Below are 26,649 nucleotides of genomic sequence, written 5' to 3' on the forward strand. Positions count from 1 at the left end.
CCACTGGAGTGAACGGCCGCCTCCGCGCAACTCCTGTGTCGCGCACCGCACATGATGGCCCGTCAGGCCTACGCGCGCACGGGCTGCCTCAGATGTGCGCCATGCCGCGCAGCGCGCACTCCTCGGTCGCCACCAGGGGCACGAGGAAGCGCCACATCTGCCGGATGCGCTCCGGCAGGTCCTGGCGGCCGCTGTCGAGCTGCGCGTTCATCTGCGCACCGGTGGCCGCGTTCACCACCAGCCGCGCCAGCGCCTCGATGTCGACGTCCCGCTTCAACTCGCCGTCGGCCACTGCCTCATGGAGATACGGAAGCAGTACCTCCACCCACTGCTGGTGGGAGTTGCCCTTCTCGCGGTCCACGAAGTACTCCTGGTCCATCACCAGCCGGGCACCCGCCAACAGCATCGGATCGTCGAGGAGTTGGGTCGCCCAGGCGATCGTGGTGTCCACCGCGCCCTGCAGCCCGTGGACCCCGGTCGGCAGCGTGAGGCGGGCCGGCTGGGCCTCGACGATCTCGCGGGCGAGCTGCTCCTTGGACTCGAAGTGGAAGTACAGCGCGCCGAGCGTCAGGTCGGCCCGGCGCGCGATCTTGTTCACGCTGGCGCCGGCGAAGCCCACTTCGGCGAAGACTTCGGCCCCGGCCCGGACGATGGCCGCGCGCGTCCGCGCGCTGCGCTCCTGTTTCGGTTCACGTTGCACCATTCTCCAGTCCTCACAAGGCCTCGACAATAAAAATAGTTATCTCTATGTTACTGCACAGGGATGATTCGAACCCACGTTTGCAGCAGCTGTTTGCACTCTTGCTCGCGCCGTTCTTGGGGGAATCCGCATGACTGTCACAACTGGCTCGATCATGACCATTGAAAGCACTCAGCACGTCCCGATGGCACTGACCCGCAAGACGATGGCCGGCCAAGTCCTCCTCACCGGCTGGCGGCCTCACCGTGACGGCGTCTCGCACACGGTCATCGCCAACTGGCCCACACACCATGGGTTTTACACCTCGCACCACGAGCTCTACCACCCCCTGCTCCTCGCCGAGTCGATCCGCCAGGCCCTCGCCCTGCTCTCCCACACCGCGTATGCCATACCGCTCGACCACCGCCTGGGCTGGGAATCCTTCGACACCTCGCTGATCCCGGCCGCGCTCCGCACCCGCGCGACCCCGTCGACCGTGCGCCTGATGATCACTCACACCGAGGTGTCCCGGCGCCGGTTCGGCTCGGCCCGGCTCGCGGCTCAGGTCATGGCCACGCGCGACGGCGAACCCCTCGGCATCGCCCGCGTCCGCTACACCGCCCACCCGCCGTCCATCTACGACCGGTTGCGCGGCGAGCACGCCGACGCCCGGGCCGCCACCGCACGCGCCCTCCCCCTCGGCCCCGCCTACGACGCGACCGTGCGCGGCGAACAGACCTCGCTGGAGAACGCCGTCCTGACCCCGCTGGGCGAGCCCCGCAGGTGGCAGTTACGCGTCGACGTCGCCAACCGCACCTTCTTCGACCACGCCCACGACCACATACCGGGCCTCGTCTTCCTCGAAGCCTCCGCCCAGGCCGCCCACGTGCTGTCGGGCGCCCGCCGCACCGTACCGACCGACTTCGACGCGCAGTTCAGCCGCTACGTCGAACTCGACTCCCCCTGCCTCCTGGAGGCGACTCCGCCGCAGCGCAGAGCGCCCGGCGTCATCAGCACCCGCCTCACCGGCCGGCAGAACGGCAACGAGGTCTTCTCCATCGGCGTCACCGCGTCCGAGCACGACTGACGCACCGGAACCCATCGGCGGGACGGGGGCGCTCGCGTCTCCCCGTCCCGCCGACACGTGTCACGGATAGCTCAACACCGTTCTCAGGTGCACGAGTTGGCGCGCAGGACGGATGGGGATGACCGGACGCCGGGACTCAGTGCCCCGAGGCGTGCGCACCGCCCCGTACGTGCGCCCGCACTCCGTGCAGGCCGAACAGGACGAGGAGTTCGACCGCGCCCCCGTCCGAACTGCCCAGCCAGTGCGGCACGGACGTGTCGAACTCGGCGGCCTCGCCCGCCGGCAGGGCCAGGTCACGCTCGCCCAGGACCAGCCGCAGGCGCCCGCTCAGGACGTACAGCCACTCGAAGCCCTCATGCGTCTGCGGGACCGGTTCGAGCGGCTCGGCGCGGGCCGGGATGATCATCTTGAACGCGTGTACACCGCCCGGCCGCCGCGACAGCGGGACGAAGGTCATGCCGAAGCGCCGCACCGGCTTCAGGTGAATACGCGGATCGCCCGTCGGCGGCGCCCCGACGAGGTCGTCCAACGGGACCCCGTACGTCCGGGCCAGCGGCAGCAGCAGTTCGAGGGTCGCCCTGCGCCGCCCGCTCTCCAGCCGGGACAGGGTGCTCTCCGAGACCCCGGTCGTCGCCGCGAGCTCGGCGAGCGTGATGCCCCGTTCGCGGCGCAGCGCCCGCAACCTCGGCCCCACCGCGCCGAGCACGTCCTCCGTCGCATCGTCCATGCGGCCATCTTGCCAGAACCGCAATTTTTCGTGCCGGATCGGCCGCCGGTGAGCACACTGAACCCATCCGGGCCGCCCAGCACCTCCGGGACCCGGCCCCCGCGCCCCACGGACACCGAGGAGTCACCATGAGCACCACCCCCGACGCCGTCGCCTACTGGGATGACGTCTACGCGACCCGCCCGGCCGCCACCGACCCGCGGCCGAACGTCCGCCTGACCGAGACCGTGACCGGTCTGCGGCCCGGCGACGCCCTCGATCTCGGCTGCGGCAACGGCGGCGACGCACTGTGGCTCGCACGACAGGGCTGGCGGGTCACCGCGGTCGACATCTCGGCCGTGGCGGTCGAACGCCTCGCCGCGCTCGCCCGCTCGGGCGGTCTCGGCCCCAGGGTCGCCACGGCCGCGCACGACCTGCACGCGTCCTTCCCGCCCGGCGAGTTCGACCTCATCAACGCGCATTACCTGCACACCCCGTACGACCTCGACCGGGCCGCCGCCCTGCGCGGGGCCGCACACGCCCTGCGGGTGGGCGGCCGGCTGCTGGTGGTCGACCACGGCTCGACCGCGCCGTGGTCCTGGAACCAGGACCCCGACCTCCACTTCCCGAGCCCCCAGGACGTCGCCGCCGCCCTCGGCCTCGACCCGGCGGGCTGGTCGGTCGAGAGGGCCGAGGCGGCCGGGCGCGTGGCCACGGGACCGGACGGGACGACCGCGGAGGTGACGGACCACATTCTGCTGATCCGGCGGACGTCCTGATCCAAACCGTCAGCGCCAGAAGTCACTTGACGGATTGTCAGGCATTCATCGACCCGGGGCGGCGCACGAAGCACCCCGCGCCCCTGCCCCCGGCCCTCTCCAGGAGACCACCATGCCCACCGCCGCCCGCCGGCGCCGCGACACCCCGCCTCCCCGCACCGGAAACAGTGAGGCCGACACCCTGCGCGGCTTCCTCGACTATCTGCGTACGTCCATCGCCGCGAAGGTGGACAACACCGCGGAGCCCGCCGTACGCACCCCTGGCGTCCCCTTCGGCACGAACCTGCTCGGTCTGCTCCACCACCTCACATACGTCGAGCGCGCGATGTTCCTGGGCGAGCGCGTCGGCGACTGGCCCGCGACGTTCCACGCGGCGCCGTCCGCCTCCGTCAAGGACGTCGTCGCCGAGTACCGGGCGACGGTCGGGCGCGTGAACGAAGTACTCGACGCCTGTGCGGAACTCGATGCTCCGGTCCCCCGCCCCGGCGGTCAGGGGCCGAGTGTCCGCTGGGCGCTGGCCCACATGGTCGAGGAGACCGCGCGCCATGCCGGCCACGCCGACATCCTGCGCGAGCTGATCGACGGCGGGACCGGACGGTAGCCGCAGGCTCGCCGGGCACCCGCGATCCGCTCCGGCTCAGTCCTGAGCGGGCGGAGTCGGCGGGGCGACGTCGCAGACCACGCCGTAGTGATCGGACGGCCACAACCGGCCGCGCCAGGTACGGTGCGGCTCGGTGAACGCCAACTCGGCCCGCACGGACGCCAGTTGATTTCCCAGTACGTAATCGATGCGCCGAGCCGGTTCGCGGTCCTTGCGCGCGTGCCCATTGGACGGCGCGAAGGTGTGCCCCGCTCCCTCACCACCCAGCGCCCAGGCGTCCCGCATCCGGCCGGTGAGCCACTGGATCTCGGGGGTGTCCGGAGCCGCGTTCAGATCACCGAGCAGGACGACGTCACCGCTCTGGCGGGCCACGAGGTCGGCCAGGAAGCGCACCTGCTGCTGCCGGATGTGGGTGTGTTCCCACTCCCAGGTCAGATGGGTGACGAGCACGGTCGCCGAGCCCACCTCGGCACACAGGACCGACCTCGGCTCCACGCCGGGAGTGGGCAGCGCGAGCACCTCGTACCGGGTGACGGGAAGTCGGCTGAGCAGCGCGTTGCCCTGAGTCGCGCCGGTGGGCCCCGATCGGGCCGGTGCGTAGGTGACGTGGTGGCCGAGGCCGTCGGCGATCTGTTCCGCCTGGCACCTCGTCCTTCCGCGCCACACCTCCTGGAGGCCGACGACGTCGGGGGCGAGCCGGGCGAGTTCGGCCCTGATCAGGGGACGTCGCCGGCGCCAGGCCGTGCCCCGTCCCCAGATGTTGAGAGTGACTGCGCGCTGGACGTCCACACCCCCACCGTACGCAGCTGATCGAGGGCCCGGGCCCGTGCGGGCCGTGTCCCGCAGCCGGCGGCACTCAGGCCGTGCCCTTGCGCCTGGCGCGATAGGCCGCGGCCTTGATCTTGTTGCCGCAGGACTCCATGCCGCACCACTGCCGCCGCATGCCGCGCGAACGGTCGATGTAGACCCGTGTGCACTCCGGATTGCCGCACTCCTTCAGGAGCGGGACGTCCGGGCCGCTGAGCAGTTCGACGGCCTGCCGGGCGACGGTCGCCAGGGCCCGGCCCGGAGTGGCCTCGTTGTGCCGTCCGCTCAAGGTGAGCTGCGGTGTCACGGCGGGCTCGCGCGCGGCGCCGTTGAGCACGGCGAGCGCCTCGCGGTCGAATCCCTCGCCGAGGCGGCGGTTGGTGATGAGCCGGTACAGGGCCTCGCGGATGGTGATCGCCCGCTCGACGTCCTGCGCCGTGCCGGGCGTGATCGTATCGACCAGGCCGGACTCCAGGTACCAGGCGTTCAGCCGCTCCGGCGTCGCGAACATCTCGAACCGCGTGGAACGCCGGGCACGGAGCGTGGCCGCGAAGTCCAGGGCGGGGTGGCCGCAGACGAAGACATGGTCGAGATTCACATCACCATCCTGACAGGTGACTGCGGAGAGGTGCAAGGGCGGCCGTCGAGCCCCGGCCGCCCTCCTGCCCCGCTCACACCTCGGGGTGTCCCGTCTCCGTCAGGACTCCGTCGGCCAGCCGCAGCCGGCGCTCCACCCCGATCTCGGCCAGGAACCGCTCGTCGTGGCTGATCACCAGAAACGCGCCCTGATACGAGTCGAGCGCGCTCTCCAACTGGGCCGCGCTCACCAGGTCGAGGTTGTTGGTGGGTTCGTCGAGGAGCAGCAGGTGGGGTGCCGGCTCGGCGCACAGCACACACGCGAGGGTGGCGCGCAGGCGCTCGCCACCGGAGAGCACCCCGACCGGGAGGTGCGCGCGTGGGCCCCGGAACAGGAAGCGGGCGAGCAGGTTCATGCGCTCCGCCTCCGGCCGCTCGGGTGCGAACGCGGCGAAGTTCTGCGCCACGCTGAGGTCCATGTCGAGCAGGTCCAGGCGCTGAGAGAGGTAGGCGACGCGGCCCCCTCCCCGCCTGATCTCTCCCTCGTCGGGCGTGAGGTCACCGGCGATCAGCCGCAACAGGGTCGTCTTGCCCGACCCGTTGGGCCCGGTCAGGGCGATGCGCTCCGGACCGCGGACGACCAGGCCGACGCCGGAGTCGGCGAACACCGCCCTGCCCTCGTGCCGTACCTGAAGGCGCTCCCCGAGGAAGAGGTTGCGTCCGGCGGGCACGGTGGTTCCGGGCAGTTCGAGGGTGATGCGCTGGTCGTCGCGCAGGGCGCGCCCGGCCTCGTCGAGCCGCGCCTTGGCCTCGCCGATCCGGGAGGCGTGCACCCGTCCGGCCCGCCCCGCGGCCTCCTGTGCGCCGCGCTTCATGTTTCCGGCGAAGATGCGGGGCAGACCGGCACTCTTGAGGTTGCGGGCCGCGTTGCTCTGACGGCGTTCGGCCCGCTCGCGGGCCTGCTGCGCCTCGCGCTTCTCGCGCTTCAGCTCCTGCTCGGCATTGCGGATGTTCTTCTCGGCCGTCTCCTGCTCGGCCCGCACGGCTTCCTCGTACTGGGTGAAGTCGCCCCCGTAGAGCCGGAGTTCGTCACTGCCCAGCTCGGCGATGCGTTCCATGCGGTCGAGCAGAGCGCGGTCGTGGCTGACGAGCAGCAGACAGCCGTTGAAGTCCGACAGCGCGTCGTAGAGCTTGTGCCGGGCCTCCAGGTCGAGGTTGTTGGTGGGTTCGTCGAGCAGGAGCACGTCCGGGCGCTTGAGCAGGCGGGCGGCGAGGCCGAGCGAGACGGCCTGGCCGCCGCTGAGCGTGCCGAGATCGCGGTCGAGCGCCAGGTCACCGAGGCCGAGCCGGTCGAGCTGGGCGCGGGTGCGTTCCTCGATGTCCCAGTCGTCGCCGATCGTGACGAAGTGCTCCTCGGCCACGTCGCCGGACTCGACGGCGTCGAGGGCGCGGATCACCTCCGCGACTCCCAGCACCTCGCCGACCGTGAGGCCGGCGGTCAGGGGCAGGCTCTGCGGGAGGTGCCCGAGCGTTCCCGCGACGGTCAACGAGCCGCTGTTGGGGCGCAGTTGACCGTCGATCAGCTTCAGCAGAGTGCTCTTGCCGGCTCCGTTCGGGGCGACCAGGCCGGTGCGTCCGGCGGGCACGGTGAAGGACAGGTCGCGGAAGACCGGGGTGTCATCGGGCCAGGCGAAGGAGAGGTTCGAGCAGACGATGGCGGCGTCGGACATGGGGTGACCTCATGAGGATCGAGGGCAGGCAGATAGGGCTCTGCCCTGGGCGACTCGGGCATGGGGGTACGACGAAGTGGCCTCGGCTACGGCGTTCTGCGACGCCGGCCCGACGGCCGCTCACATCCGGATCTCATCCGGAGATGTCGTCTTCACCCGCCATGTCTGCGACTCCTCGCTCGAAACGGTCCACGTCGCTCAGACCCTAGCAGGCACCCTGGCGCACCCCGCCGAGCGAGCCGCGCCCGGCGCACCGCACCGCCTTCGGCGCCGAGCCGCCACGCATCCGCAGCCCGGTCTTTCGGCCACACGTGCCGCGTCACCTGTTTGACTGGTGACGCACGCTGTGCCAGGGTCTGCTCGTCGCCCTCGACGGACCGACCGACGCCGCGGACGCTCCGCGCCGTCAACTGCCCTTCGGCGTGCCGTTGTTGGGCTCACCACCGCTGCACGGCGAAAGGTTCGGGATGATCGACAGGCGTACCTTCAGCAAGGCCGTGGGTCTCGGCACCGGCGCGGCGGCCGCATCGCTGTCCGGTCTGGGCGGCGCGGCCCGCGCCGCGTCCGGCGAGCACCGGCCGGGCGCCGCCGCGGCGACCCCGAGCGTGCCCACCCTCACCCCCGGCACCCACACCGGTTTCGCCCGGATGAAGCACGTCAGAGCGGGCGTCCTCGACATCAGCTACGCCGAGGCGGGGCCGGCGCACGGGCCGGTCGTCCTGTGTCTGCACGGCTGGCCGTACGACATCCACAGCTTCGCCGACGTGGCACCCCTCCTCGCCGGCCTCGGCTATCGCGTGATCGTCCCCCAGCTGCGCGGGCACGGGGACACGCGCTTCCTCTCCGCCCGCACCCCGCGCACCGCCGAGCAGTCGGCCGTCGCGCTCGACATCGTCGCCCTGATGGACGCGCTCGGCATCGACAAGGCGGCCCTCGCCGGGTTCGACTGGGGCTCGCGCACCGCCGACATCATCGCCGCGCTGTGGCCCGAGCGCGTCAAGGCCCTTGTCTCGACGAGCGGTTACCTCATCACGAACATCAAGGCGCAGCTGGAACCGGCGGCGCCCGCGGTAGAGCACAACTGGTGGTACCAGTGGTACTTCGCCACCGAGCGCGGCAAGAAGGCGATGGAGATCCCGCAGGAGCGGGACGCGCTGTGCCGCCAGGTCTGGACCCTGGTCTCACCCGGCTGGACCTTCGACGACGCCACCTTCGCCCGGACGGCGCGGGCCTTCCGGAACCCGGACTACGCGGCCATCGTCCTGTTCAACTATCGCTGGCGCATCGGGCTCGTCCAGGGCGATCCGCGCTACGACCGTTACGAGGAGCGGCTGGCGGCGCAGCCGTCCATCGGCGTTCCGACGATCACCCTGGACGCCGCACTCGACCCCTTCACCGCCCCCGGCGACGGCTCGTCGTACCGGCACCACTTCACCGGCCGGTACGAGCACCGCACCCTCGCGAACATCGGACACAACGTTCCGCAGGAGGCGCCAACGGCCTTCGCCCAGGCGGTCGTTGACGCCGACCGTCTCTGACCCTGGCGGCACCGCCTGCGCCCCCTCGGAAATTGCGTCACCCCTTTGACAGGTGACCAAACCGGAAGCACACTGATACCGGGCTACCGGTCCCGCCTCGACGCATACGACGTCGTCCGTCCCAATGGATCCCAGTGGAGTGGAGCTCGGCCATGAACACCCCTCTCACCGACGCCGCGGCCGACGCCGCACGCCACGCCCGCTTCGGCAGCCTGCCCGGGCGCATCCGCTACGAGGACATGACCGAGGAGGTCGACGCGGGCCGGCGCGGCGCCCGGGACGGCTCGCCCGACACCGAGGGCGCGTGGCAGCATTACTCGTGCCTGGCCCTCGACCTCGGGCTCTAGGTCGTGTCTTCAAAGTCCCGTCTGGTCGGCGGGGTCTGGCACGCACGCTCGCGGCGTTGTCGTCGGTCGCCGACTCCCCCGAGGTCTCGGCTCCGCTCGAACAGGGGGGACCCCCATCGCGTCGACTCCCTCCTCCGCCTTGCGATCGCACGCACCAGACCCCGCCGACCCCGCCCTTCGGGCGGACGACGCCACTTTGAAGACACTCCCTAGCGCCGACCGGAGCGTGGCGCATGACGCTTTTTCGTCGTGTAGCTCCGCCCGGCCCGGGCACTCGTGGACGGTTGGAGCGGAGCGTCGATCGGAGAGACCCATGCGCACGGTCGGGGTGGAAGAGGAGCTGCTCATGGTGAGCGCGCGCACCGGCGAGGTGCTCGCGCTCGCTTCGGTCGTGGTGTCTCCCCAGGGCTCGTCCACACAGGACGCGTCGGACGATCCGGATTTCGAGAAGGAGCTCCAGAAGCAGCAGGTGGAGTTCGCGACCGTCCCCCTGACGTCGATGGGCGACATCGAGAAGGCGATCGTCCGGCGGCGCCGGGACGCGGCCGAGCGGGCCCAGAAAGCAGGTGCCACGGTCGCGGCGCTCGCCACCTCGCCCGTGCCGGTCCAGCCCTCGCTCGATCTCGGCGAGCGCCACCTCTGGATGGCGGAGAACTTCGGGCTCACCGCCCGTGAGCAGCTGACCTGCGGCTGCCATGTGCATGTGGCGGTCGACTCGGACGACGAGGGCGTGGCCGTCCTCGACCGGATCCGCACCTGGCTCCCCGTACTCACCGCGATCAGCGCCAACTCGCCGTTCTGGCAGGGCGAGGACAGCGGCTACAGCAGCTACCGCAACAGGGTCTGGAACCGGTGGCCGTCCGCCGGAGCGACCGAGGTCTTCGGCTCGGCCGACCGCTACCACCGCAACGTCGAGTCGATGCTCGCGACGGGCGCCCTGCGCGACGACGGAATGATCTACTTCGACGCCCGGCTGTCGGCCCGCTATCCCACGGTGGAGATCCGCGTCGCCGACGTCTGCCTCCAGCCGAGCACCACCGTCCTGGTCGCCGCACTCGCCCGCGCCCTGGTGGAGACCGCCGCCGCGTCCTGGCGGGCGGGCGACGAGCCGGCCGAGGTCAGTGCGGGGCTGCTGCGCCTCGCGTCCTGGCGGGCCGCGCGGTCCGGCCTGACCGGCTCGCTCGTCGACCCGCGCACCCTGCGCGAGGAGGCGGCGCCGACGGTCGTCGCGGCTCTGGTGGCCCACGTCCGGGACGCGCTGACCGCGAGCGGCGACCTGGAACGGGTGCACAGCACACTGGACCAGCTGGCGGGGCAGGGGGGCGGGGCCGACCGGCAGCGCGAGATCTTCCGGCGGGAGCGGAGCCTGCGGGCCGTCGTGCGGGAGTGCGCCCGCATCACCGCGCTCGACGACTGAACGTGCGCGGCCCGTGGTGAACCGGCGGCGTGCGTGGTTTGTAGGGAACTGTGCGCGCGAGTAGGCGAGTTGACCCGATGCGGGGTGGGTGGCTCAGGGGCGGGGCGGGTCCGACGGTCCGGTCACTCCAGGCAGGGCATGGCGTTTCCAGGCGATGCCGTAGATGCCTGCCTGACACTTCGCGGGCATGATGTGCACGCTGTGGGACGCGTCCAGGGAGAGCGGTCTGATGTCCTCGGCCGCCCGTTCCGAGCTCTGCCGGTAGTAGCCGTACACGGACGACGGCAGGTGTCTCGGGTGGAAGAAGATGTGCAGCAGATAATGCCGTACGGGCACGGGCAGGGTGCGCTCATGGTGGTCGGAGGGTCTCCAGCGCGGCCCGATGTCGAGGGTGTAGTCGATGATGGCGGTCTCGCCGCGCCGCAGGGTCCGGCCGAACCCGATGTCGAAGATCGCCGAACGCACCTCCTGACGGAACCGGAGCGCCTCCAGGCGACCGCAGCCGACGGTGACCTGAACCGAAGGTGTGTCCGGGTCGTCGAAGTTGTGATGGGCCGTCACATGGCGGACCCCGTCCCGCAGGGCGCGTACCACATGGCTCACCGCGTAGCGCGCGATGCACCCCTGGTCGTCGAGCGTCAACGTCTCCTGCACGGACAGGGTGACCAGGTCCTCGTTGAAGCGGTACGCGTCGGCGCCGAGGGCCAGCTCCAGGGGCGCGCCCGGGGCTCAGGACGCGGGACAGCGCCTCGGGCACCGGGCTCCTCAGCGCCAGGGCCCTGCCGCGCGGGCGGCGCGTGGTCAGCAGGGTCTGCAGCGCGCCCGGTGGCATGCCGAGGATGACCTCGATGGCGGCCACCGCCTGGAGCGACTGCTCGCGCTCGGGCTGGCTGCGGCCGCGCTGCCAGTGGCTGAGCGTGACCGGACTCACCGATATGCCGCGCTCGCCCAGGTGATGGTGCAGGCGCTGGAGCGACAGGCCGCCCGCTTGGAGCGCCTCGTGGAGGGCCTCCCCGAAGGTGGTCCTGGGCGTGAAATCGCCGTACGCGACACCCTCGGGGTCGGCCGGCAGGTGCGGCGCACGGGCGGTTGGCCGTTCGGGGTGGGCCGGCACCGGAGGCTGGTCCGAGGGGTTCATGGCTGCTCCCGGCGGCGAGGAGTGGGTGTGCGGCGGGGCCGCCGCCCCTGATGTGGGCGGCGGCCCCGCCTTCATGGCTCACCCGTCGGATGGTACGGGTGGGCCACCGGACCGGGGCGGCGGCCGAGCAGGCGTCGCCGCGACGGACCGCGTGGGTGCGCCGGTCAGGCGGTGGTGAGGCGCAGGCCGTAGTACTGGAGGGCGTCGTCGAGGGGCTCGAAGTAGGAGACACCCTCTCCGTAGACGCCGTCGCACTGGTTGTCGGTCTGTCCGCCGGACGTCATGCCCTGCCCCTGGTTGCCGGAGACCCAGGGACCGCCGCTGTCCCCGCCCAGGTCGCACACATCACTCAGGCCGACGTTGGTCACGAGCGTGGCCGGCTGGCCCGGATCGGTGTACGTCACCGAGTAGTTGTAGGACTTGATGGAGCCGCAGGTCCAGTGCGAGGTGGCGCCGGACTTGCAGACGTCGGAGCCGGCCGGGGCCCTCCGGCTGCCGGAGACGGCGACGTTGGCCCCGTTGCCCCAGGTGCCGATCTGCGGGGCGATGGTGGTTCCGTTGTCGACGGAGGCCAGGCCCATGTCGATGCTGTCGCGGCCGTGGTGGAACCGGGTGGTGGTGCCCTTGGCGAAGTGCGTCCCGTTGAAGTACAGGTCGGGCGAGCTCTCGACGCAGTGGCCCGCCGTGACCAGGACCTGACGCCCGGAGGAGTCCTTGGCGCCGAAGCCGACGGAGCAGTAGTGGTTCCCGTAGTCCATGCGGCTGCCGGGGTAGATGGTCGTTGCCATCGAGACGGACTTGCCGCCATCGCCGCGCACGGCGACAGCCGACCCGTAGGACTCGGCCTTCGCGAGGAAGGCCCGGTCGGTCGCTGTCACCTCGTCGCCCACCTGCACGACGACCTTGTCGGCCGCGGGATCGACGCCCCAGCCGCGCACGCCGGTCGGCACGGCAGCTGCGGCGAGCCGGTCCAGCTCGGCCTTGACGCGGTCCAGCTCACCCGAAGTGTGCGCGGATATACGGGCCTTGAGCCCGGCGGCCTCGATACGGCGGGCCGACGGGGCGTCGGGGACGTTCAGGGTGAGCCTGCCCGCGCGGTCGAACCAGGCCGCGCGGGAATCGGCGGCCGGGCCGCGCAGCGAGGCGAGCACCGCCTGTTGGCGGGCCTGGGAGTCCAGCCGCTGTACGGCGGCGGCGTCGCTGATGCCGAGCGAGCCGGCGAGTGCGTGCACCATGTCCTGCTGGTACTGCCCGCCGGGGGCCGGGGAGGCCTCTCCGGAGGCACCGTGCGCCGGCACGGCTCCAGCGGCCATGACCAGAGCCGCCGTTGCCGCACCCGATGCCAGAATCGCGCGTAGACGAAGCACCTTGTCTCCTGTTTTCGAGCAGCCGCCATGGCGGCGTGTGGGGGGTGTGGAGGAAAGTGCGGTTACGGGTGGGGGGTGGGGAAGCCGTAACCGCAGGAGAACCTTCCCGGCTGGGCGCGGTCATGACAAGGTCGCGGTCGGCGGCAAAAATTAACAGAACCGCGGCTAACTGTTTCCGTGGGGAATTGGGGGAGGCCGCGGAGGGGCCGCAATGCGGGAGGCGATCCGGGTTCCGCTCCTGGGTTCACGTCTCTTCAGCAATGCGGGGCGCGATCCGCGCCGCCCGTGTGCCGCAATTCGGGCTGCGGGAGCCGGGGAGGTAGGTGTTCGAAGGGGGCTCGTCGGGGGTTCGAAGGGGGTTCGACGGCTTGCGTGCGCCAACTCGCGGGATTTATGGGGAGGTTCTGGCGTCTACTGCGGGGTAATTTATTGGGCGGCGGGTTTTGGGGCGCCAGGTTTGGGCGCTTGGTTTTGGGTGCCGGGCTTTGGGCGGTCGGCTTTGGGCGGCGGGCCGGGTGTGGGGCGGTGGGTTGCTGTGGGGGGATGCGGAAACGCCCGGCCGGGTAGCCCGGCCGGGCGTTCTCGTCTGTGTGCTGTCCGCTGGTGGCTCAGCTGGTGGCTCAGTACCAGTGGTGGGCCTGCCAGAAGTTCCAGGCGCCAACCGGGCTGCCGTAGCGGGAGTTCATGTAGTCCAGACCCCACTTGATCTGCGTGGCGGGGTTGGTCTTCCAGTCCGCACCGGCGGACGCCATCTTCGACGCCGGAAGGGCCTGGACCAGACCGTAGGCACCGGACGAGGAGTTCGTGGCGGTGTGGTTCCAGCCGCTCTCGCGGGAGACGATCTTGTTGAAGGCCTCGAACTGAGCCGGGTCCTTGATCATCTGCTGGGCGATCGCCTTGGCGTTCGTGGGGGCGGCCGCCTGGGCGGGAACCGTGGCGAACAGGGAACCGGCGACACCGACGGCGACGACGGTACCCGCGAGGGTCTTCTTGGAGGCGGCGATGCGGCGGATGACTGCGTTGGACACGGAAAGCCTTTCGACGGGGACGGGGATGTCGCGGCATGCCGGAGCATGCGTGAGCCACTCACGCGAAGGAGAGGGGTTCGTCTGCGGCGGGGTCGAGCACCGGAGTACCGGGCTGAGCACCCGTGCCGCTTGGCGACTCATCCAGTTCTACCGATGCCCCGGCGGGCTGGCAATGCCCCCCTGCTACTAGCGGGTGTCGCAGGGACGGGCGCACGTCATTGGTGGGGTGGAGTCGATATGTGCAGGTGAGGGGGGTGTGCGGGTGCCGCTGCTGTCCTTACGGGCTACTAACACGGCCCGTATGTGACGTAAGTCCTGTGGGCCGCCTCACGACCGATATGCCCGAATCTCACGCATTGTTACGTTGCGTACCCTTTGAGGGGGTGGGTGGGGGCGGGTTTATGGGGCGGAATCGAAGGGGTGGGGGTGGGTGGGGGCTGGGTACCGCAGGGTGGTCCCTCCCGGGGGGCGAACTGGGGGCTGGTTCGGCTGAGCCGGGGGGGGGGGGGCGGCGCCCCCGGGGGGGGGGGGGGCGCCCCCCCCCCCCCCCCCGGGGGGGGGGGGGGGGGGGGGGGGGGGGGGGGGGGGGGGGGGGGGGCCCCGCCGGCGCCCGGGCACCCGCCGGGGGGCCCCGCCCGGGGGGCGAACTGGGGGCTGGTTCGGCTGAGCCCTGGGGCTTCGCCCCAGACCCCGGGGGGTTCGCCCACCCACCCGCCCATGCAGCGGGGCTGGGCGGGCCCGGCCCCTGGGGCTGCGCCCCCGGACCCCCCTTCGCGCCTGAACGGCGCTCGTCCTCAAACGCCGGACAGGCTGAGGATGCAGGTGCGGGCCAGCACCGGTGCCGCTAGGGGCGCGGGGAACTGCGCGAGAAGCGGGCACGGTCCGCACACGGCCGACGCCTTTGGGGGCGCGGGAAACTGCGCATACCCCGGGCACACCGGTGCTGCCAGGGGCGCGGGGAACTGCGCGAGTCGGCCGGGGCGCGGGGCTCGGCGGGGCGAGGGGCCCCGCGCTCACGGGGTCGCCCTTCCTCCGTACGGCCCAGCCGTGAGCACCCCCCTCCGCGCCGCGCCGGAATTCGAAAGGGCGGCCTCAGCACCCGCCGAGGCAAGCCCTCCGGCCCCCTCGCCCCGCGCCATTCCCTCGGCCACGCAACGGCCGACTACCGGTCACCTTCCGCCGCCTGCTGTATTTCTGACGTGGCATCAGGAAAGGCGGCCAATCCCCCGCCTTCTCCATTTGCCGTCCGTCCGCGACACGTTGGCGTGTCCGGTCGCCGCGGAACGGGCGGGGCCCCCGCCCCTAGGGGCTAACCCACCGTGAGCGTACGAAATGCGCGGGGCCCCGTCCGTTGATTTCCTGGACCCGCTTCACTCTCCGCGTCAATGGAGGACTCGTGAGCACCACAAGGGAATTCGGGGTGCGTCGCCTGGAGCAGATGCGCGCCCAAGTCAAAGAGCTCGGCCACGCCGCCGACCGTACGTTGGACCCCGAGCTGCGTCGGCGGCTCGAAGCCAAGATCCATCGTCTGCAGGAGCAGTGCAAACAGGACGCGCACAGCGACACCGGCCGTCCTGAGCCCGCCTGACTACGGGGAGCGGCCGGGGCACCCGTCACCGCGGGGTGGGCGGGTGCCGGGCGGAGCCGGGCGGCATCCGGCACGTCCGCCCGGCCGCGCAGGGCGCGACGTGCTCCTTCTCCGCTACTGTGCGATCTCAACGGCCGGGAAGCCCGGGTCGCCGCACCCCGGCGGTTTCCTGTTCTGAGGAGGGCGCGCACGGATGGGCAGTCTCGAGAAGGTACTGGAAAAGGCGCTGGCCATCGAGGGGGCCACCGGCGTCGCGGTCGTCGATTTCCAGCAGCGCCGCGTCCTCGGCTCGCTCGACCGGGGCAGTGGGCTCGACATGGACAAGGTCGCGTACGGCGACAGCGATGTCATGCGCGCCAAGCTCTACACCCTCGAACTCCTCGGCTACTCCCCCGACAGCGTCGAGGACATCCTCATCACGCTCGGCACCGAACTGCACATGATCCGCCCGCTGATGCACCTGCGGGAGGGCGGCCTCTTCGTGTACCTCGTCCTCGACCGCGCCCGCACCGAGTCCCTGGACTCGATCCGGCAGCAACTGCGTTCTCTGGAGCCTTTGTTGGAGTTGTGAGGTCCGGCCGTTCGTCGGGGGCGGGCGGCGCCGTGAGGCGTGAGCCGTGAGGCGTTGGGTCCCTTGCCGCTCGCCGACCCTGCACGAGGTCACCTGTACGCGTGCGGAGTCCCCCAGTCGAGCCTCAGGACCGCGAGGTCGTCGGAGTGGCGGCCCGCGTTCAGGGCGTGGGTCTCCTTGATGAGGCGGTCCACATGGGCCGCCGGGTCCGTCGGGGGCAGGTGCTCGATCAGGTTCAGGAGGCCCTCGACGCCCAGTCGGCCGCCCTCGGAACCGTTGTGGCCCTCGGTGAGACCGTCGGTGTAGAGGGTCAGGGCGCCGGCGTCGGGGAGCGGGATGACCGTGGCGGGCCAGTGGCGCTGCTCGGGCGCGATGCCGAGGGCGATGCCCAGTTCGGCCGGGACTTCGAGGGTGCCCGCCGCCGTGGTGAGCAGGGGTTCGTGGTGGCCGGCGAGGTGCAGCGTGGCGGTGCGGGCCTTCTCGTCGAGGGTGAGCAGGGCGCAGGTGGCGAACAGGGTGTGGCTGCCGCGCTCGGCGATGAGGATGCGTTCCATGAGGTGCAGGAGGTCGGGGCCGCGGTGGCCGCCGAGCACCAGGGAACGCCAGGCGATCCGCAGACAGACGCCGAGTGCGGCGGCGTCGGGGCCGTGGCCGCTGACGTCGCCGACCACCGCGCGCAGCAGCCCGTCGTCGCATTCGACGACGTCGAGGAAGTCGCCGCCGAGCAGGGCGAGTTCACCGCCGGGCAGATAGCGCGAGGTGACCTTCACGGTGGAGGTGTCGAGGATCGGCTGGGGCAGGAGGCCCCGTTCGAGGCGGGCGTTCTCCTCGGCGCGCAGCTGCGCCGCCTGTGCCTCGGCGCTCGCCCGCTCGGTCTGGCTGCGGTAGACCGCGTACCGCAGGGTGCGGCGCAGCAGGTCCGCCTCGACCTTGCCCTTGACCAGGTAGTCCTGGGCGCCGGCGGCCATCGCCTCGGGGCCGGCCTGGGCCTCGGACAGGCCGGTCAGGACGATCACCGCGGTGTGCGGGGCGAAGCCGCGTACCGCCGTGACCGCGTTGGTGCCCGAGACGTCCGGCAGGTGCAGGTCGAGCAGGATGCAGTCGACGGGCGCGGCGGCCAGTTCGGTGCGGGCCTGGGCCAGGCTGGTGCGAGTGGTGAGCTCGAAGCGCAGCCCGGTGTCGTGGAGGAGCTCCTCCACCAGCAGGGCGTCGCCCTCGTCGTCCTCGATCAGCAGCACGCGGTAGATCGGCTGCGTCGCTCTGGTGCCGCTCTGCGGCGCTGTGTTCACGAGACCGGCTCCGCGTTCTCGGCCGGGTGGGCGCCTTCCGGTCCGGGCTCGGCCTCCTCGGCCGGGGCGGGTGCGTCGGCGAGGGTGAACGTGATGCGGGCGCCGGCCGTGTACTCCGGGTCGACCGCGATGGTGCCGCCGTGGAACTCGACGATCTTCTTGCACATGGCGAGCCCGATGCCGCTGCCGCTGTACACGTCCTTGGTGTGCAGCCGCTGGAAGATCACGAAGACCTTCTCCGCGTACTCGGGCGCGATGCCGATGCCGTCGTCGGTGACCGTGAACCGCCACAGGTCGCCCTCCCGGTCCGCCGTCACCTTGATGTGCGGCTGCTGTCCGGGTCGGCGGAACTTGATCGCGTTGCCGATCAGGTTCTGCCACAGCATGCCCATCTGCGTGGGGTCGGTGACCAGGCTGGGCAGCGGGTCGCAGGTGATCTGCGCGCCCGTCTCCTCGATGCTCACGCTGAGCGCGGACAGGGTGCGTTCCATCACCGAGTCGAGGTCCACGCTCTGGTGGGCGTGGTGGACCCGGCCCACGCGGGAGAAGTCGAGCAGGTCGTTGATCAGGGTCTGCATGCGGTTCGCGCCGTCGACCGCGAAGGCGATGTACTGATCGGCCTTGTCGTCGAGCTGGCCCGCGTAGCGCCGCTGGAGCAGCTGCGTGAAGCTGGAGACCTTGCGCAGCGGCTCCTGGAGGTCGTGCGAGGCGACGTACGCGAACTGTTCGAGCTCGGCGTTGGAGCGCTGGAGGTCGGCGGCCTGCTCGTCCTGGAGCCGGCGCGACTCCTCGCTGCTCTCCAGCTCCTGGACGAGGCGCTTCCGCATGATCTCGATCTCCGCGCCGAGGCGCCTGAGGTCGGCGGGGCCGGTCGGGATGATGGGGCGGGCGAAGTCGCCGCCGGTCACCGCCCGGGCGTCCGCTCCGAGCCGTTCGAGGGGCCGGGTGACCCCGCGGCGCAGTCCCTCGAAGACCAGGCCGGCGAGGGCGAGGATGACCAGGGCGATGGCGGCGAACAGCCAGTTGCGCTGCCGCATGGTGGCCGTGAGGTCATCACGCGCGGCGGCCTGCTCGGCCCGCAGCTGCTCCTGCTGGCGGCCGAGGGCCGTGCGCACGCGGTCGAAGGCGGTCTTGCCCTCGCCGGCCCGCTCGGTGGCCAGCGGTGACGGCGCTCCGGCCGGCGACGCGGCGATCGGGCGGGCGATCCTGCTCTGCCAGGCCTCCAGGGCGCTCTCGACGGCACGCAGGTCGACCGTGCCACGCGTGTCGTCCCGCAGCAGGTCATCGAGACGCCGCACGTCGGCGGTCTGCTCGGTGAGGCCCTGCTGGTACGGCGTGAGGAATTCGGGGTTCCCGGTGATCCCGTAGCCGCGGATGCCGGTCTCCTGGTTGAGCAGGGCGGACTCCAGGCGGAAGGAGGTGTTCAGCGCCTGGGACTTCACGTCCACGAGGTCGTCGCTCAGCGCGGCGGTCCGGCCCAGCATCCAGGCGCCGGTCACGCCCAGGACCGTGAGCACGGCCAGGGACAGGGCCACGCCCACACGCAGCCACCGCCGGGTCGTCCAGGTGGCAAGGCCGCGCGCACGCGGCAGCGTCTCGTCGCCGGTCATCTGTTAACCCCTCCGCCGTGCCTGTGCCTGTGTCGTATGCCTGTGCCCTGTGCCGGTGCCGCGTGGAATCAGCGCCGCGCATACTGTAGAGGCTGTTCGACAACAGATGTTGTCGCGGGGTCGGGTCGGGGCCTAGGGTGCCGGGTATGCCTGGCAAGAACTTCGTACTGCGGGACCTGCCGCAGGACACCGCCGCCGTCACGGACGTGGCGGTCGGCGACCTTGCGCGGCGCATCGCCCAGCAGTTGCTGGAAGACCCAGGTTCTGCGGACGCGGGCGATGCGACGCCCGCGCTGACGCTGCTGCACGTACTCGTCCAACTGCAACGGTCCGCCGAGCGGCTTCAGCGGTCCGCGGCCGTGGACGCGGCCCGCACGGGCGCCGGGTACCCCCAAATCGGCGAAGCATGCGGCATGACCCGGCAGGGCGCCCGGCGGCGCTGGCCGGGGCTGTTCCACCACTCCTATGAAGCACCCACGGAGCATTCGATGATGACCGCCCAGTCCCGCCCCTTCGCCGTGCTGCTCGTCGAGGACGACGCCGCCGACGCCATGCTCATCGAGGAGGCACTCTCCGAGCGCGGGGCCCGCGATCTCGTCCAGGTCACCGACGGTGTCGCCGCCCTGGAGCACCTGCGCGACCCCGACAGCATGCGTCCCGACCTCATCGTCCTGGACCTCAACATGCCGCGCATGAACGGCCGCGAGCTGCTCCGGGTCCTCAAGGCCGACGCGGACCTCCAGACCATCCCCGTGGTCGTCCTCACGACGTCCTCGGCACCCGACGACGTCACGGACGCGTACACCAGCCATGCCAACGCGTATGTGACCAAGCCGGTCAACCTGGAGGAGTTCGAGCAGGCGGTGCAGAGCATCGACGCGTTCTACCTGGAGACGGCCACCCGCCCGCCGCACGCCTGAGCGGAGACGCTGGGGGGCGCCAATTCCGGCCAGGGGCACGGCTGTTGGGGGGCGGCGGGCGAGCGACACCGCGGTCCGCCGCGCCCCTGCACCCCCAGCACCAGGCAGGAGCTTCACCATGACCCCTTCCTCCCCGCGCCGTCCCACCGGACTCCGCGCGGCCGACGAGCGGACGGCGGGCCGGCGCCTGGGCGCGGAGTGGGACAGCCACGCCCGTACGTTCATGGCGTGGCCGGCCCTGGAGGAGCTGTGGGGTGACGATCTGGCCGCCGTGCGTGCGGACGTCGCTCGGGTGGCGCGGGCGGTCGGCGAGTACGAGCCGGTGGTGCTGATGGCCAGGCCCGGTCAGCGGGCGGCGGCACAGCGGGCGTGCGGTTCCCGGGTCGAGGTGATCGAACTCGCCGTGGACGACCTGTGGGCGCGGGACACGGTGCCGGTCTTCGTGGAGGAGGACGGTGACCTCCTGGGCGTCGATCTCCACTTCAGCGGCTGGGGCGGCAAGCAGGTCCACGCCCACGACGCCCGGATCGGCCGGTCGGTGCTCGCGCGGTACGGGATCCCCCGGGCCGACGCGCCGCTGGTCGCCGAGGGCGGCTCGTTCGAGACGGACGGGCAGGGCACGCTGCTGGTCACCGAGAGCTCGGTGGTCAACGGCAACCGCAACCCCGGCATGACGCGGGACCGGATCGAGGCGGAGCTCAGGAGCAGCCTCGGGGTGCGGAAGGTGATCTGGCCGGCCGGGGTACGGGGCGAGGACATCACGGACGCCCACGTCGACAGCATCGCCCGCTTCACCGCACCGGGGGTGGTCCTGGTCGACCGAGCCTTCCCGGGCAGCCCGCCGGACGTGTGGTCCCGGGCGGCGGACCAGGCCCGGTCAGTGCTGAGGGAGGCAACGGACGCGCGGGGCAAGCGACTTGAGGTCGTGGACCTGCCGCAGCCGGACCTCGACAGGATCACCGGCCGGGGCGACGACTTCGTCGCCACGTACGCGAACTTCTACGTCGCCAACGGCGCCGTGTTCATGCCCCGTTTCGGCGACGCGCGGGCCGACGACCGGGCCAGGGGCATCCTCAGGGAGCACTTCCCGCAACGCGATGTCGTCATGGTGGAGATCGACGCCATCGCCTCCGGCGGTGGCGGCATCCACTGCGCCACCCACGAGCAGCCGGGCAGTCCCGCCGAGTGAGCCGCCGGGTGGCGGCGTGCCGGCGACCGCCATCCTGAGCTCCGTGTTCTCGCCCCCCATCGTCAGCCCGCCGAGCCCCCGTCCCGGTCGGCGCCGGGCCGGCCGTTCGCCGTTCGCGGACCCGTTCCTCCTGGTCGGCGCCGTCAGCCCGCCGCGCCCGGGGCACTCGTCCGGGTGAGTGACCAATCCCGATGTGCTCCGGCTCCGAATACGAGCCGTGATGAAGATTCCGAGCCGAGGTACGCGCCTTGTGCCGGCCGCCCTGTCCGGACTGCTCGCGGGGTTCGCCGCGCCGGCCGTCGCGGAACCGGTCCCGGCCCGAGGTGCGGCCCGATGCGGGGCCGGTGAGCGCGGTGGGCGGTGCCGCCATCGGCCGCCGACGATCCCGACGGCCCCGGCGGCCGGACGCGACCCCCGTGCGTGCCCCTGTCGAGCCCGCACCGCCGCCCATCTCCCCCTTCACGCTCCACACACTCCAGGAGTCACCATGAATGCCCTGCGTTTCCGTCGTGCCGCCATCGCCGTCTCGGCCGCCGCCGTGCTGCCGCTCGCGCTCAGCGCGTGCGGCGGTGACGACGGCAAGAAGGACAGCTCCGCTTCGACCGCCGAGGCGGCCCCGCCGGCCACCCAGTCCTCCACGGGCGACGCCTCGATGACGGACAAGCCGTTCGGCCCGGGGTGTGCGGCCGTGCCGAAGGACGGTGCCGGTTCCTTCGACGGCATGGCCAAGGACCCGGTCGCCACCGCCGCCTCGCACAACCCGGCGCTGTCCACACTGGTTGCCGCGGTCAAGAAGGCCGGCCTGGTCGACACGCTCAACAACGCCCAGAACATCACGGTGTTCGCCCCCACCAATGACGCCTTCGCGAAGATCCCGAAGGCCGATTTGGACAAGGTCCTCAACGACAAGGCCACGCTCACCAAGATCCTGACCTACCACGTCGTCGGCCAGAAGCTCACCCCCAAGCAGCTGGAGAACGGCTCCTTCGACACCCTGGAGAAGAGCAAGGTCACCACCGCCGGCTCCGGCACCGCCTACAAGGTCAACGACAGCGCCAACGTGGTCTGCGGCAACGTTCCCACCGCCAACGCCACCGTCTACATCATCGACAGCGTCCTGATGCCCAAGTAACCGCTGGCGTAAGGGACTTGAGCAACGCACCACGGGCGGGCCGCATCGGCGGCCCGCCCGTGGTGCGTTCGGAGGTGTCAGGCGGTGGCGAAGTTCATCAGGGCCAGGGGTGCGGAAGTGGGTGCGGTGGAGCCACCCGCGGGTTCGAGGGTGATGCCCATGCCCGAGGCCCGGTCGACCGGCCCGTTCAGCAGGACGGCCTCGGTGGACCGGGCTGGGTTCATCAGGCCCGCCGAGCGCATGGTGCCCTGGTCGTTGAACCACAGCTGGTAGACCTTGCCGGCGGGGGGACGCTGGAGCCCGGAGGCCACGAAGGCGGCCTGGTTCCTGCTGCGCGCCACCACCAGGGTGCCGCTCGCGCCGTCCGGCAGGGTGCCGGTCACCGCCTTCGCATCGGGTGCCGCGAGGACGTCGGCGAGCTGCTGGGACTGGCGCTGTGCCGCGTCCGCCCGCTCCTGGGCGTCGGTCGCCCGCTGGTGCTGCCAGACCGCGACCCCGCCGAGCGCGGCCGCCGCCGCGAGACAGGCGGCCAGCGCGTAGCGGGACCAGCGGGCGCCGCGCCGGCGGTTTCCGGCGGCCCCCGGGGCGGCCGGGGTGTGCGGGGGTTCCTGGCGGACCACGGAGATCCGCCGCAGGACGGCGTCCTTGAGTTCCACGGGCGGGGTCACCGACACCGCGAGGCCGAGCCTGGCCGCCGTGGCGCTCAGTTCCCGTACCTCCTGGGCACATCCCTCACAGGCCCGCAGGTGCTCCTCGAACTCGGCGCGTTCGGTCTCCGTCAGGGCGTGCAGCGCGTACGCGCCGGTCAGTGTGTGCAGTTCGGCGTTGGTCATGCCGTCACCCCCAGGCAGTCGCGCAGCCGGATCAGCCCATCGCGCAGTCGGGTCTTCACGGTGCCCAGCGGCACGGTGAGCAGTTCGGCGACTTCCCGGTAGGTCATGCCGCGGTAGTAGGCGAGCGTCACGGACTGGCGCTGGAGTTCGGTGAGCGTCCGCAGACAGCGGCGCACCTGTTCGCGCTCCAGCCGGCGGTCCACCTCTTCCGCCACCTCGTCGAAGGCCGGGGTCTGGGCCAGCAGGGCCGCCTTGTGTTCGCGTTCGGTGGCGGCCTGCGCGGAACGGACCCGGTCGACGGCGCGGCGGTGGGCGAGGGTGAGCACCCAGTTCATGACGCTGCCGCGGTCGCGCCGGTAGCGCGCGGCCGTACGCCACACGTCGACGAGGACCTCCTGGGCGACCTCCTCCGACTGGGCCGGATCACGCACGACGGCACGCACCACCCCGAGCACCGAGCCGCCCACGGCGTCGTACAGGGAGCTGAAGGCACGCTGGTCGCCCTGGGCCACCCGTTCCAGCAGGGTGGGCAGGTCGGGCCCGGCGGAGGGGGTTTTGCCGATGTGCACCACTTCGTTCACGCGGTGATCCTCCTGGAATACGAATGCGACACCAACGATTCGGAGCCGACGCACCAAAGGATTGCCGCGACGCGTGGAGAATTTCGCGCAGGACGGGACCGGCGCTCCGCGGGTCGTGGACATCGGGCCGGGGCGGGGCTCGGGGCCCGGCGCCTCCCCCGTCCGCTGCGAGCGGCACTGCAGCCCGGGGCTGTTGACCGCGACCGGCACGGCAGCCCGGGGGCTGTTCTGTTCACCGCTACCGGTACGGCAGCCCGGGGGCCGGTCACCGGGGGCGGCGTGGCGGCCAGGGGAAGAAGGAGCTGGTGCGGGCCGCATAGGCGTCCCAGCCGGGCCGGCCCGCCATGTGCCGCTCCAGCAGCCGCTTGCCACTGCCCTTGATCAGGAGAGCGCTCATCACCAGCGGCGAGACGACGGACACCGCGGCGGCCCGCCAACCGCCGTCACCGGCGATCAGGAACAGCCCCCACCACACGCAGAAGTCCCCGAAGTAGTTGGGGTGCCGGGTCAGCCGCCACAACCCCTGGTCCATGATGCGCCCGCGGTGGGCGGGGTCCGCCTTGAAGCGGGCCAGTTGGGCGTCGCCGACAGCCTCGAAGAACAGGCCGACGAGCCAGAGGGCCGCGCCGGCCCAGGCAAGGGCGGACAGCGGCCGGGGCGCGTACTGGGCGGCCTGCACGGGCAGCGACACGAGCCATACGAGGCCGCCCTGGAGCAGGTAGATCATGCGCAGCGCGTACAGGTTCCGGTTGCCCGGGGCGCGGCCGAGCATCGCCTCGTACCGCGGATCCTCACCGTGGCCCCGGCCCCGGCGGGCGATGTGCACCGCGAGCCGCAGTCCCCACACGACGGTGAGGGCGGTGACCAGGAGCCGCCGGGCCCCGTCGCCCTCGCCCGCCGATACGGCGAGGCTCACCACGGCCACCGCGGCGAAGGCCGCTCCCCAGGCCACGTCGACCACCCGGTGCACCCCCAGGACGAGGGCGATGGCGAAGGTGGCGAGCATGACGGCGAGCGCGGTGACGGCGGTCCAGCCGAGCCCCTGCGCGAAGGCGTCCCAGGCGAACGGGTTCATCGCTCCTCCGGCTGCCGGTGTCCGTCGGCGGTGACGGCGTCGGCCTTGGTGAACAGGTACTGCTGCACATCGAGGTATCCGGAGCGGAATCCGGCCTCGGAGTAGGCGAGGTAGAAGGTCCACAGGCGGCGGAAGGTCTCGTCGAAGCCGAGGGCCGCGACCTCGTCGGCGCGTTCGGCGAAGCGTTCGCGCCACAGGCGCAGGGTCTCCGCGTAATGGGCGCCGAAGCCGTCCCGGGCGGCGACCGACAGGCCGGTGTGCTCGCGCACGGTGTGCTCGATGGCCCGGGTGGAGGGGATCTGGCCGCCGGGGAAGACGTACTTCTGGATCCAGGTGTGGGTGTGACGGGCTGCCGTCATCCGCTCGTGCGGCATCGTGATGGCCTGGAGGGCGGCGCGCCCGCCCGGCGCCAGACGCTCGTCGAGGGTGCGGAAGTAGACGGGCCAGAACTCCACGCCCACCGCCTCGACCATCTCCACGCTGACCACCGCGTCATAGGTGCCGCGCGCCTCGCGGTAGTCGCACAGCTCGATGCTCACGCGGTCGGCGAGGCCCGCCCGGGCCACGCGTGCCAGGGCGAGTTCGCGCTGCTCGCGGGAGAGGGTGAGCGAGGTGACGTGCGCGCCGCGGGCGGCGGCCCGCAGGGCGAGTTCCCCCCAGCCCGTCCCGATCTCCAGGAGACGGGTGCCTTCCTGGACGCCGGCCAGGTCGAGCAGGCGGTCGATCTTGCGCTGCTGGGCCGTGGCCAGCTGTGACCAGTCGGACGGGAAGCCCCGGAAGAGGGCCGCGGAATAGCTGAGCGTCTCGTCGAGGAACAGCGCGAACAGGTCGTTGGACAGGTCGTAGTGGCGGCTGATGTTGGACCGCGATCCGTGCGGTGTGTTGCGCTGCGTACGGGGCTGACGCTGTGCCCACAGGCCGCGCAGCCGCTGCATGCGCGCGGGGATCAGGTCGGCCGCGTTCGCGGCGAGCACGGTGAGGGCGCCGACCAGGTCCGGCGCGTCCCACTCCCCCGCCATGTACGACTCGCCGAACCCGATGAGCCCGCGCCTGCCGACGCGGGCGTGGAAGGCACGGGGGTCGCGCACGTCGAGGACCGGGCCGCCGAGGCCGATGGCGGTGCCGTCGGCGTACCGCAGGCGCAACGGCAGGTGCCGCAGGGCGTGTTCGAGTACCGCGGCGGTGACGGGCCGCACCGGCCAGGGCGCCCTGGGCGCGGGAGCCACGCCGAGCCGGCGTCCGGCGTCGGCTGCGGCGATGGGCGCGGCCGGGGTGTGCCGGCGGGCGGTGGCGGGGGCTTCTGCTGGGGTCATGAGGCACTCTCCGGAGTACGGCCGGGGCGCGGCTGCACCGGCAGGCCCCGCAGGAACAGTCGGATGCCGTGGGCGCGGATGGCCAGGGACACCCTCAGGGTCGGGAAGGGGTGACGCAGCGCCAGCCGCAGCAGCGCGGGGACGGTCGCCTCGCGGCGCGTGCCGTGCACCGCGGCCGTGAACGGCGCCGCGCCCGGCCGCTGGAGCCGGATCGACAGACGCAGGTGCTCGCCGGGCGGTGGAAGGCGCATGTCGTAGTGGCCGTCCACCGGATGGAACGGCGACACATAGAAGTCCTTGTCCACCGTGGCGGCCCCGGCCGCGTCGGTGTGCAGCAGGTAGGCGTGGCGTTCGCCGTAGGTGTTGTGCACCTCGGCCACCACACAGCGCAGGGCGCCGTCGGGGCCGTAACACCAGTACACGGTAAGGGGGTTGAAGACGTATCCGCAGAAGCGGGCATGGCCGAGCATCAGCACCGGGCCGCCCGCCAGGTCGATGCCGTGCTCGTCGAGGAAGCCGTCGAGCGCCGCCCGGATCGTGGGGGCACGGCCCGTGAAGTGGTCGCGGGCGCGGAAACCGGCGAGCGGGCGCAGTGGACGCGGCAGTACGGGCAGCCGGTCGAGGTCCACGAGCCACAGGTAGGTCCGGTGCCGCAGGGTGTAGCGCGAGGGCGAGCGCCGTACGTGGGTGATCACGCACGGGTAGAGGGCGGACGAACCCGTCCGCGCCGGACGGCGGGACACGGCCC

26 protein-coding genes are annotated in these 26,649 nt (G+C 71.8%); 11 read left to right on the top strand and 15 right to left on the bottom strand.

Translation table 11 applies throughout. The features are described 5' to 3' along the window. Positions 1–88 precede the first annotated feature (88 nt). Positions 89–703: a ScbR family autoregulator-binding transcription factor gene (locus ACGF3I_RS06110; RefSeq protein WP_393129393.1), complete on the bottom strand. Its 615-nt coding sequence runs from the start codon at positions 701–703 to the stop codon at positions 89–91. A gap of 127 nt (positions 704–830) precedes the next feature. Between ACGF3I_RS06110 and ACGF3I_RS06115 the strand changes: the two genes are divergently transcribed. Continuing rightward, positions 831–1,766 (top strand): ScbA/BarX family gamma-butyrolactone biosynthesis protein, encoded by a 936-nt coding sequence (locus ACGF3I_RS06115; protein WP_393129394.1) that lies wholly within the window; start codon positions 831–833, stop codon positions 1,764–1,766. A 136-nt stretch (positions 1,767–1,902) separates the two neighbouring features. On the opposite strand, the gene ACGF3I_RS06120 is transcribed toward ACGF3I_RS06115, so the two are convergent. Beyond that, positions 1,903–2,493 (bottom strand): helix-turn-helix domain-containing protein, encoded by a 591-nt coding sequence (locus tag ACGF3I_RS06120; RefSeq protein WP_393129395.1) that lies wholly within the window; start codon positions 2,491–2,493, stop codon positions 1,903–1,905. Between the two features lie 128 nt (positions 2,494–2,621). Here ACGF3I_RS06120 and ACGF3I_RS06125 point away from each other — a divergent pair, with 128 nt between their 5' ends. Together ACGF3I_RS06125 and ACGF3I_RS06130 are read left to right on the top strand one after the other, a co-directional pair. After that, the gene (locus tag ACGF3I_RS06125) at positions 2,622–3,251 is read left to right on the top strand and encodes an SAM-dependent methyltransferase (protein WP_393129396.1); all 630 of its coding nucleotides are present in this window, start codon (positions 2,622–2,624) and stop codon (positions 3,249–3,251) included. Between the two features lie 112 nt (positions 3,252–3,363). After that, positions 3,364–3,852, top strand: a complete 489-nt coding sequence (locus ACGF3I_RS06130) for a DinB family protein (RefSeq protein WP_393129397.1) — start codon at positions 3,364–3,366, stop codon at positions 3,850–3,852. 36 nt (positions 3,853–3,888) lie between these two features. Here the strand turns inward: ACGF3I_RS06130 and ACGF3I_RS06135 are convergent, their stop codons facing one another. The 3 genes from ACGF3I_RS06135 to ACGF3I_RS06145 all read right to left on the bottom strand — a co-directional run bounded on the left by ACGF3I_RS06135 (position 3,889) and on the right by ACGF3I_RS06145 (position 6,965). Continuing rightward, positions 3,889–4,641: an endonuclease/exonuclease/phosphatase family protein gene (locus tag ACGF3I_RS06135; protein WP_393129398.1), complete on the bottom strand. Its 753-nt coding sequence runs from the start codon at positions 4,639–4,641 to the stop codon at positions 3,889–3,891. Positions 4,642–4,708: 67 nt separating this feature from the next. After that, positions 4,709–5,257, bottom strand: coding sequence for a CGNR zinc finger domain-containing protein (locus tag ACGF3I_RS06140; protein WP_393129399.1), 549 nt, complete (start codon positions 5,255–5,257; stop codon positions 4,709–4,711). Between the two features lie 73 nt (positions 5,258–5,330). Then, positions 5,331–6,965 carry an ABC-F family ATP-binding cassette domain-containing protein gene (locus ACGF3I_RS06145; protein ID WP_393129400.1) on the bottom strand — a complete coding sequence of 545 codons (1,635 nt, stop codon included), beginning with the start codon at positions 6,963–6,965 and terminating at the stop codon, positions 5,331–5,333. A 467-nt stretch (positions 6,966–7,432) separates the two neighbouring features. Here ACGF3I_RS06145 and ACGF3I_RS06150 point away from each other — a divergent pair, with 467 nt between their 5' ends. The 3 genes from ACGF3I_RS06150 (at position 7,433) to ACGF3I_RS06160 (ending at position 10,267) form a co-directional block, all read left to right on the top strand. Continuing rightward, positions 7,433–8,503, top strand: coding sequence for an alpha/beta fold hydrolase (locus tag ACGF3I_RS06150; protein WP_393129401.1), 1,071 nt, complete (start codon positions 7,433–7,435; stop codon positions 8,501–8,503). 152 nt (positions 8,504–8,655) lie between these two features. Beyond that, positions 8,656–8,850: a hypothetical protein gene (locus ACGF3I_RS06155; protein ID WP_393129402.1), complete on the top strand. Its 195-nt coding sequence runs from the start codon at positions 8,656–8,658 to the stop codon at positions 8,848–8,850. Positions 8,851–9,163: 313 nt separating this feature from the next. Further along, positions 9,164–10,267, top strand: a complete 1,104-nt coding sequence (locus ACGF3I_RS06160) for a glutamate--cysteine ligase (protein ID WP_393129403.1) — start codon at positions 9,164–9,166, stop codon at positions 10,265–10,267. A gap of 93 nt (positions 10,268–10,360) precedes the next feature. Here ACGF3I_RS06160 and ACGF3I_RS06165 read toward each other — a convergent pair whose 3' ends face one another. The 3 genes from ACGF3I_RS06165 to ACGF3I_RS06175 all read right to left on the bottom strand — a co-directional run bounded on the left by ACGF3I_RS06165 (position 10,361) and on the right by ACGF3I_RS06175 (position 13,800). Beyond that, positions 10,361–10,921 (bottom strand): hypothetical protein, encoded by a 561-nt coding sequence (locus ACGF3I_RS06165; RefSeq protein ID WP_393129404.1) that lies wholly within the window; start codon positions 10,919–10,921, stop codon positions 10,361–10,363. A 648-nt stretch (positions 10,922–11,569) separates the two neighbouring features. Beyond that, positions 11,570–12,718: a S1 family peptidase gene (locus ACGF3I_RS06170; RefSeq protein WP_393129405.1), complete on the bottom strand. Its 1,149-nt coding sequence runs from the start codon at positions 12,716–12,718 to the stop codon at positions 11,570–11,572. 674 nt (positions 12,719–13,392) lie between these two features. Next, positions 13,393–13,800: a transglycosylase SLT domain-containing protein gene (locus tag ACGF3I_RS06175; protein WP_393129406.1), complete on the bottom strand. Its 408-nt coding sequence runs from the start codon at positions 13,798–13,800 to the stop codon at positions 13,393–13,395. Positions 13,801–15,196: 1,396 nt separating this feature from the next. Here ACGF3I_RS06175 and ACGF3I_RS06180 point away from each other — a divergent pair. Further along, the gene (locus ACGF3I_RS06180; protein ID WP_393129407.1) at positions 15,197–15,388 is read left to right on the top strand and encodes a DUF6381 family protein; all 192 of its coding nucleotides are present in this window, start codon (positions 15,197–15,199) and stop codon (positions 15,386–15,388) included. Between the two features lie 193 nt (positions 15,389–15,581). Next, on the top strand, positions 15,582–15,959 hold the full coding sequence (locus tag ACGF3I_RS06185) for a hypothetical protein (RefSeq protein ID WP_393129408.1): 378 nt from the start codon (positions 15,582–15,584) through the stop codon (positions 15,957–15,959). Positions 15,960–16,048: 89 nt separating this feature from the next. Here ACGF3I_RS06185 and ACGF3I_RS06190 read toward each other — a convergent pair whose 3' ends face one another. Further along, a complete protein-coding gene (locus ACGF3I_RS06190; RefSeq protein WP_393129409.1) occupies positions 16,049–17,248 on the bottom strand; it encodes a PP2C family protein-serine/threonine phosphatase in 1,200 nt (399 codons plus the stop codon). Then, a complete protein-coding gene (locus ACGF3I_RS06195) occupies positions 17,245–18,858 on the bottom strand; it encodes an ATP-binding protein (protein WP_393129410.1) in 1,614 nt (537 codons plus the stop codon). The genes ACGF3I_RS06190 and ACGF3I_RS06195 overlap by 4 nt, the downstream gene beginning before the upstream one ends. Before the next feature lie 146 nt (positions 18,859–19,004). On the opposite strand from ACGF3I_RS06195, the gene ACGF3I_RS06200 reads away from it, so the two are divergent. The 3 genes from ACGF3I_RS06200 (at position 19,005) to ACGF3I_RS06210 (ending at position 22,099) form a co-directional block, all read left to right on the top strand. Further along, positions 19,005–19,778, top strand: a complete 774-nt coding sequence (locus ACGF3I_RS06200) for a response regulator (RefSeq protein WP_393129411.1) — start codon at positions 19,005–19,007, stop codon at positions 19,776–19,778. Positions 19,779–19,896: 118 nt separating this feature from the next. Beyond that, positions 19,897–20,967, top strand: a complete 1,071-nt coding sequence (locus tag ACGF3I_RS06205) for an agmatine deiminase family protein (protein WP_393129412.1) — start codon at positions 19,897–19,899, stop codon at positions 20,965–20,967. 487 nt (positions 20,968–21,454) lie between these two features. Next, the gene (locus tag ACGF3I_RS06210) at positions 21,455–22,099 is read left to right on the top strand and encodes a fasciclin domain-containing protein (RefSeq protein WP_393129413.1); all 645 of its coding nucleotides are present in this window, start codon (positions 21,455–21,457) and stop codon (positions 22,097–22,099) included. A 77-nt stretch (positions 22,100–22,176) separates the two neighbouring features. On the opposite strand, the gene ACGF3I_RS06215 is transcribed toward ACGF3I_RS06210, so the two are convergent. From ACGF3I_RS06215 to ACGF3I_RS06235, 5 genes are all read right to left on the bottom strand, one after another. Then, positions 22,177–22,932, bottom strand: coding sequence for an anti-sigma factor domain-containing protein (locus ACGF3I_RS06215; RefSeq protein WP_393129414.1), 756 nt, complete (start codon positions 22,930–22,932; stop codon positions 22,177–22,179). Continuing rightward, a complete protein-coding gene (locus tag ACGF3I_RS06220; RefSeq protein WP_393129415.1) occupies positions 22,929–23,513 on the bottom strand; it encodes a sigma-70 family RNA polymerase sigma factor in 585 nt (194 codons plus the stop codon). The genes ACGF3I_RS06215 and ACGF3I_RS06220 overlap by 4 nt, the downstream gene beginning before the upstream one ends. Before the next feature lie 265 nt (positions 23,514–23,778). Continuing rightward, positions 23,779–24,588: a DUF1295 domain-containing protein gene (locus tag ACGF3I_RS06225; RefSeq protein ID WP_393129416.1), complete on the bottom strand. Its 810-nt coding sequence runs from the start codon at positions 24,586–24,588 to the stop codon at positions 23,779–23,781. After that, the gene (locus tag ACGF3I_RS06230) at positions 24,585–25,901 is read right to left on the bottom strand and encodes a class I SAM-dependent methyltransferase (RefSeq protein WP_393129417.1); all 1,317 of its coding nucleotides are present in this window, start codon (positions 25,899–25,901) and stop codon (positions 24,585–24,587) included. Before ACGF3I_RS06230 ends, ACGF3I_RS06225 begins: the two co-directional genes overlap by 4 nt. Then, on the bottom strand, positions 25,898–26,644 hold the full coding sequence (locus ACGF3I_RS06235; RefSeq protein WP_393129418.1) for a DUF1365 domain-containing protein: 747 nt from the start codon (positions 26,642–26,644) through the stop codon (positions 25,898–25,900). Before ACGF3I_RS06235 ends, ACGF3I_RS06230 begins: the two co-directional genes overlap by 4 nt. Positions 26,645–26,649: the final 5 nt, after the last annotated feature.

Origin of the sequence: Streptomyces sp. NPDC048111, from assembly GCF_043202815.1 — a bacterium.
Classification (GTDB): domain Bacteria; phylum Actinomycetota; class Actinomycetes; order Streptomycetales; family Streptomycetaceae; genus Streptomyces.

Coding starts and splice junctions, on each gene's coding strand:
- ACGF3I_RS06110 (WP_393129393.1), bottom strand. CDS start 703: ATGGTGCAACGTGAACCGAAACAGGAGCGCAGCGCGCGGACGCGCGCG.
- ACGF3I_RS06115 (WP_393129394.1), top strand. CDS start 831: ATGACTGTCACAACTGGCTCGATCATGACCATTGAAAGCACTCAGCAC.
- ACGF3I_RS06120 (WP_393129395.1), bottom strand. CDS start 2,493: ATGGACGATGCGACGGAGGACGTGCTCGGCGCGGTGGGGCCGAGGTTG.
- ACGF3I_RS06125 (WP_393129396.1), top strand. CDS start 2,622: ATGAGCACCACCCCCGACGCCGTCGCCTACTGGGATGACGTCTACGCG.
- ACGF3I_RS06130 (WP_393129397.1), top strand. CDS start 3,364: ATGCCCACCGCCGCCCGCCGGCGCCGCGACACCCCGCCTCCCCGCACC.
- ACGF3I_RS06145 (WP_393129400.1), bottom strand. CDS start 6,965: ATGTCCGACGCCGCCATCGTCTGCTCGAACCTCTCCTTCGCCTGGCCC.
- ACGF3I_RS06150 (WP_393129401.1), top strand. CDS start 7,433: ATGATCGACAGGCGTACCTTCAGCAAGGCCGTGGGTCTCGGCACCGGC.
- ACGF3I_RS06155 (WP_393129402.1), top strand. CDS start 8,656: ATGAACACCCCTCTCACCGACGCCGCGGCCGACGCCGCACGCCACGCC.
- ACGF3I_RS06160 (WP_393129403.1), top strand. CDS start 9,164: ATGCGCACGGTCGGGGTGGAAGAGGAGCTGCTCATGGTGAGCGCGCGC.
- ACGF3I_RS06170 (WP_393129405.1), bottom strand. CDS start 12,718: ATGGCCGCTGGAGCCGTGCCGGCGCACGGTGCCTCCGGAGAGGCCTCC.
- ACGF3I_RS06185 (WP_393129408.1), top strand. CDS start 15,582: ATGGGCAGTCTCGAGAAGGTACTGGAAAAGGCGCTGGCCATCGAGGGG.
- ACGF3I_RS06195 (WP_393129410.1), bottom strand. CDS start 18,858: ATGACCGGCGACGAGACGCTGCCGCGTGCGCGCGGCCTTGCCACCTGG.
- ACGF3I_RS06200 (WP_393129411.1), top strand. CDS start 19,005: ATGCCTGGCAAGAACTTCGTACTGCGGGACCTGCCGCAGGACACCGCC.
- ACGF3I_RS06205 (WP_393129412.1), top strand. CDS start 19,897: ATGACCCCTTCCTCCCCGCGCCGTCCCACCGGACTCCGCGCGGCCGAC.
- ACGF3I_RS06210 (WP_393129413.1), top strand. CDS start 21,455: ATGAATGCCCTGCGTTTCCGTCGTGCCGCCATCGCCGTCTCGGCCGCC.
- ACGF3I_RS06215 (WP_393129414.1), bottom strand. CDS start 22,932: ATGACCAACGCCGAACTGCACACACTGACCGGCGCGTACGCGCTGCAC.
- ACGF3I_RS06225 (WP_393129416.1), bottom strand. CDS start 24,588: ATGAACCCGTTCGCCTGGGACGCCTTCGCGCAGGGGCTCGGCTGGACC.
- ACGF3I_RS06230 (WP_393129417.1), bottom strand. CDS start 25,901: ATGACCCCAGCAGAAGCCCCCGCCACCGCCCGCCGGCACACCCCGGCC.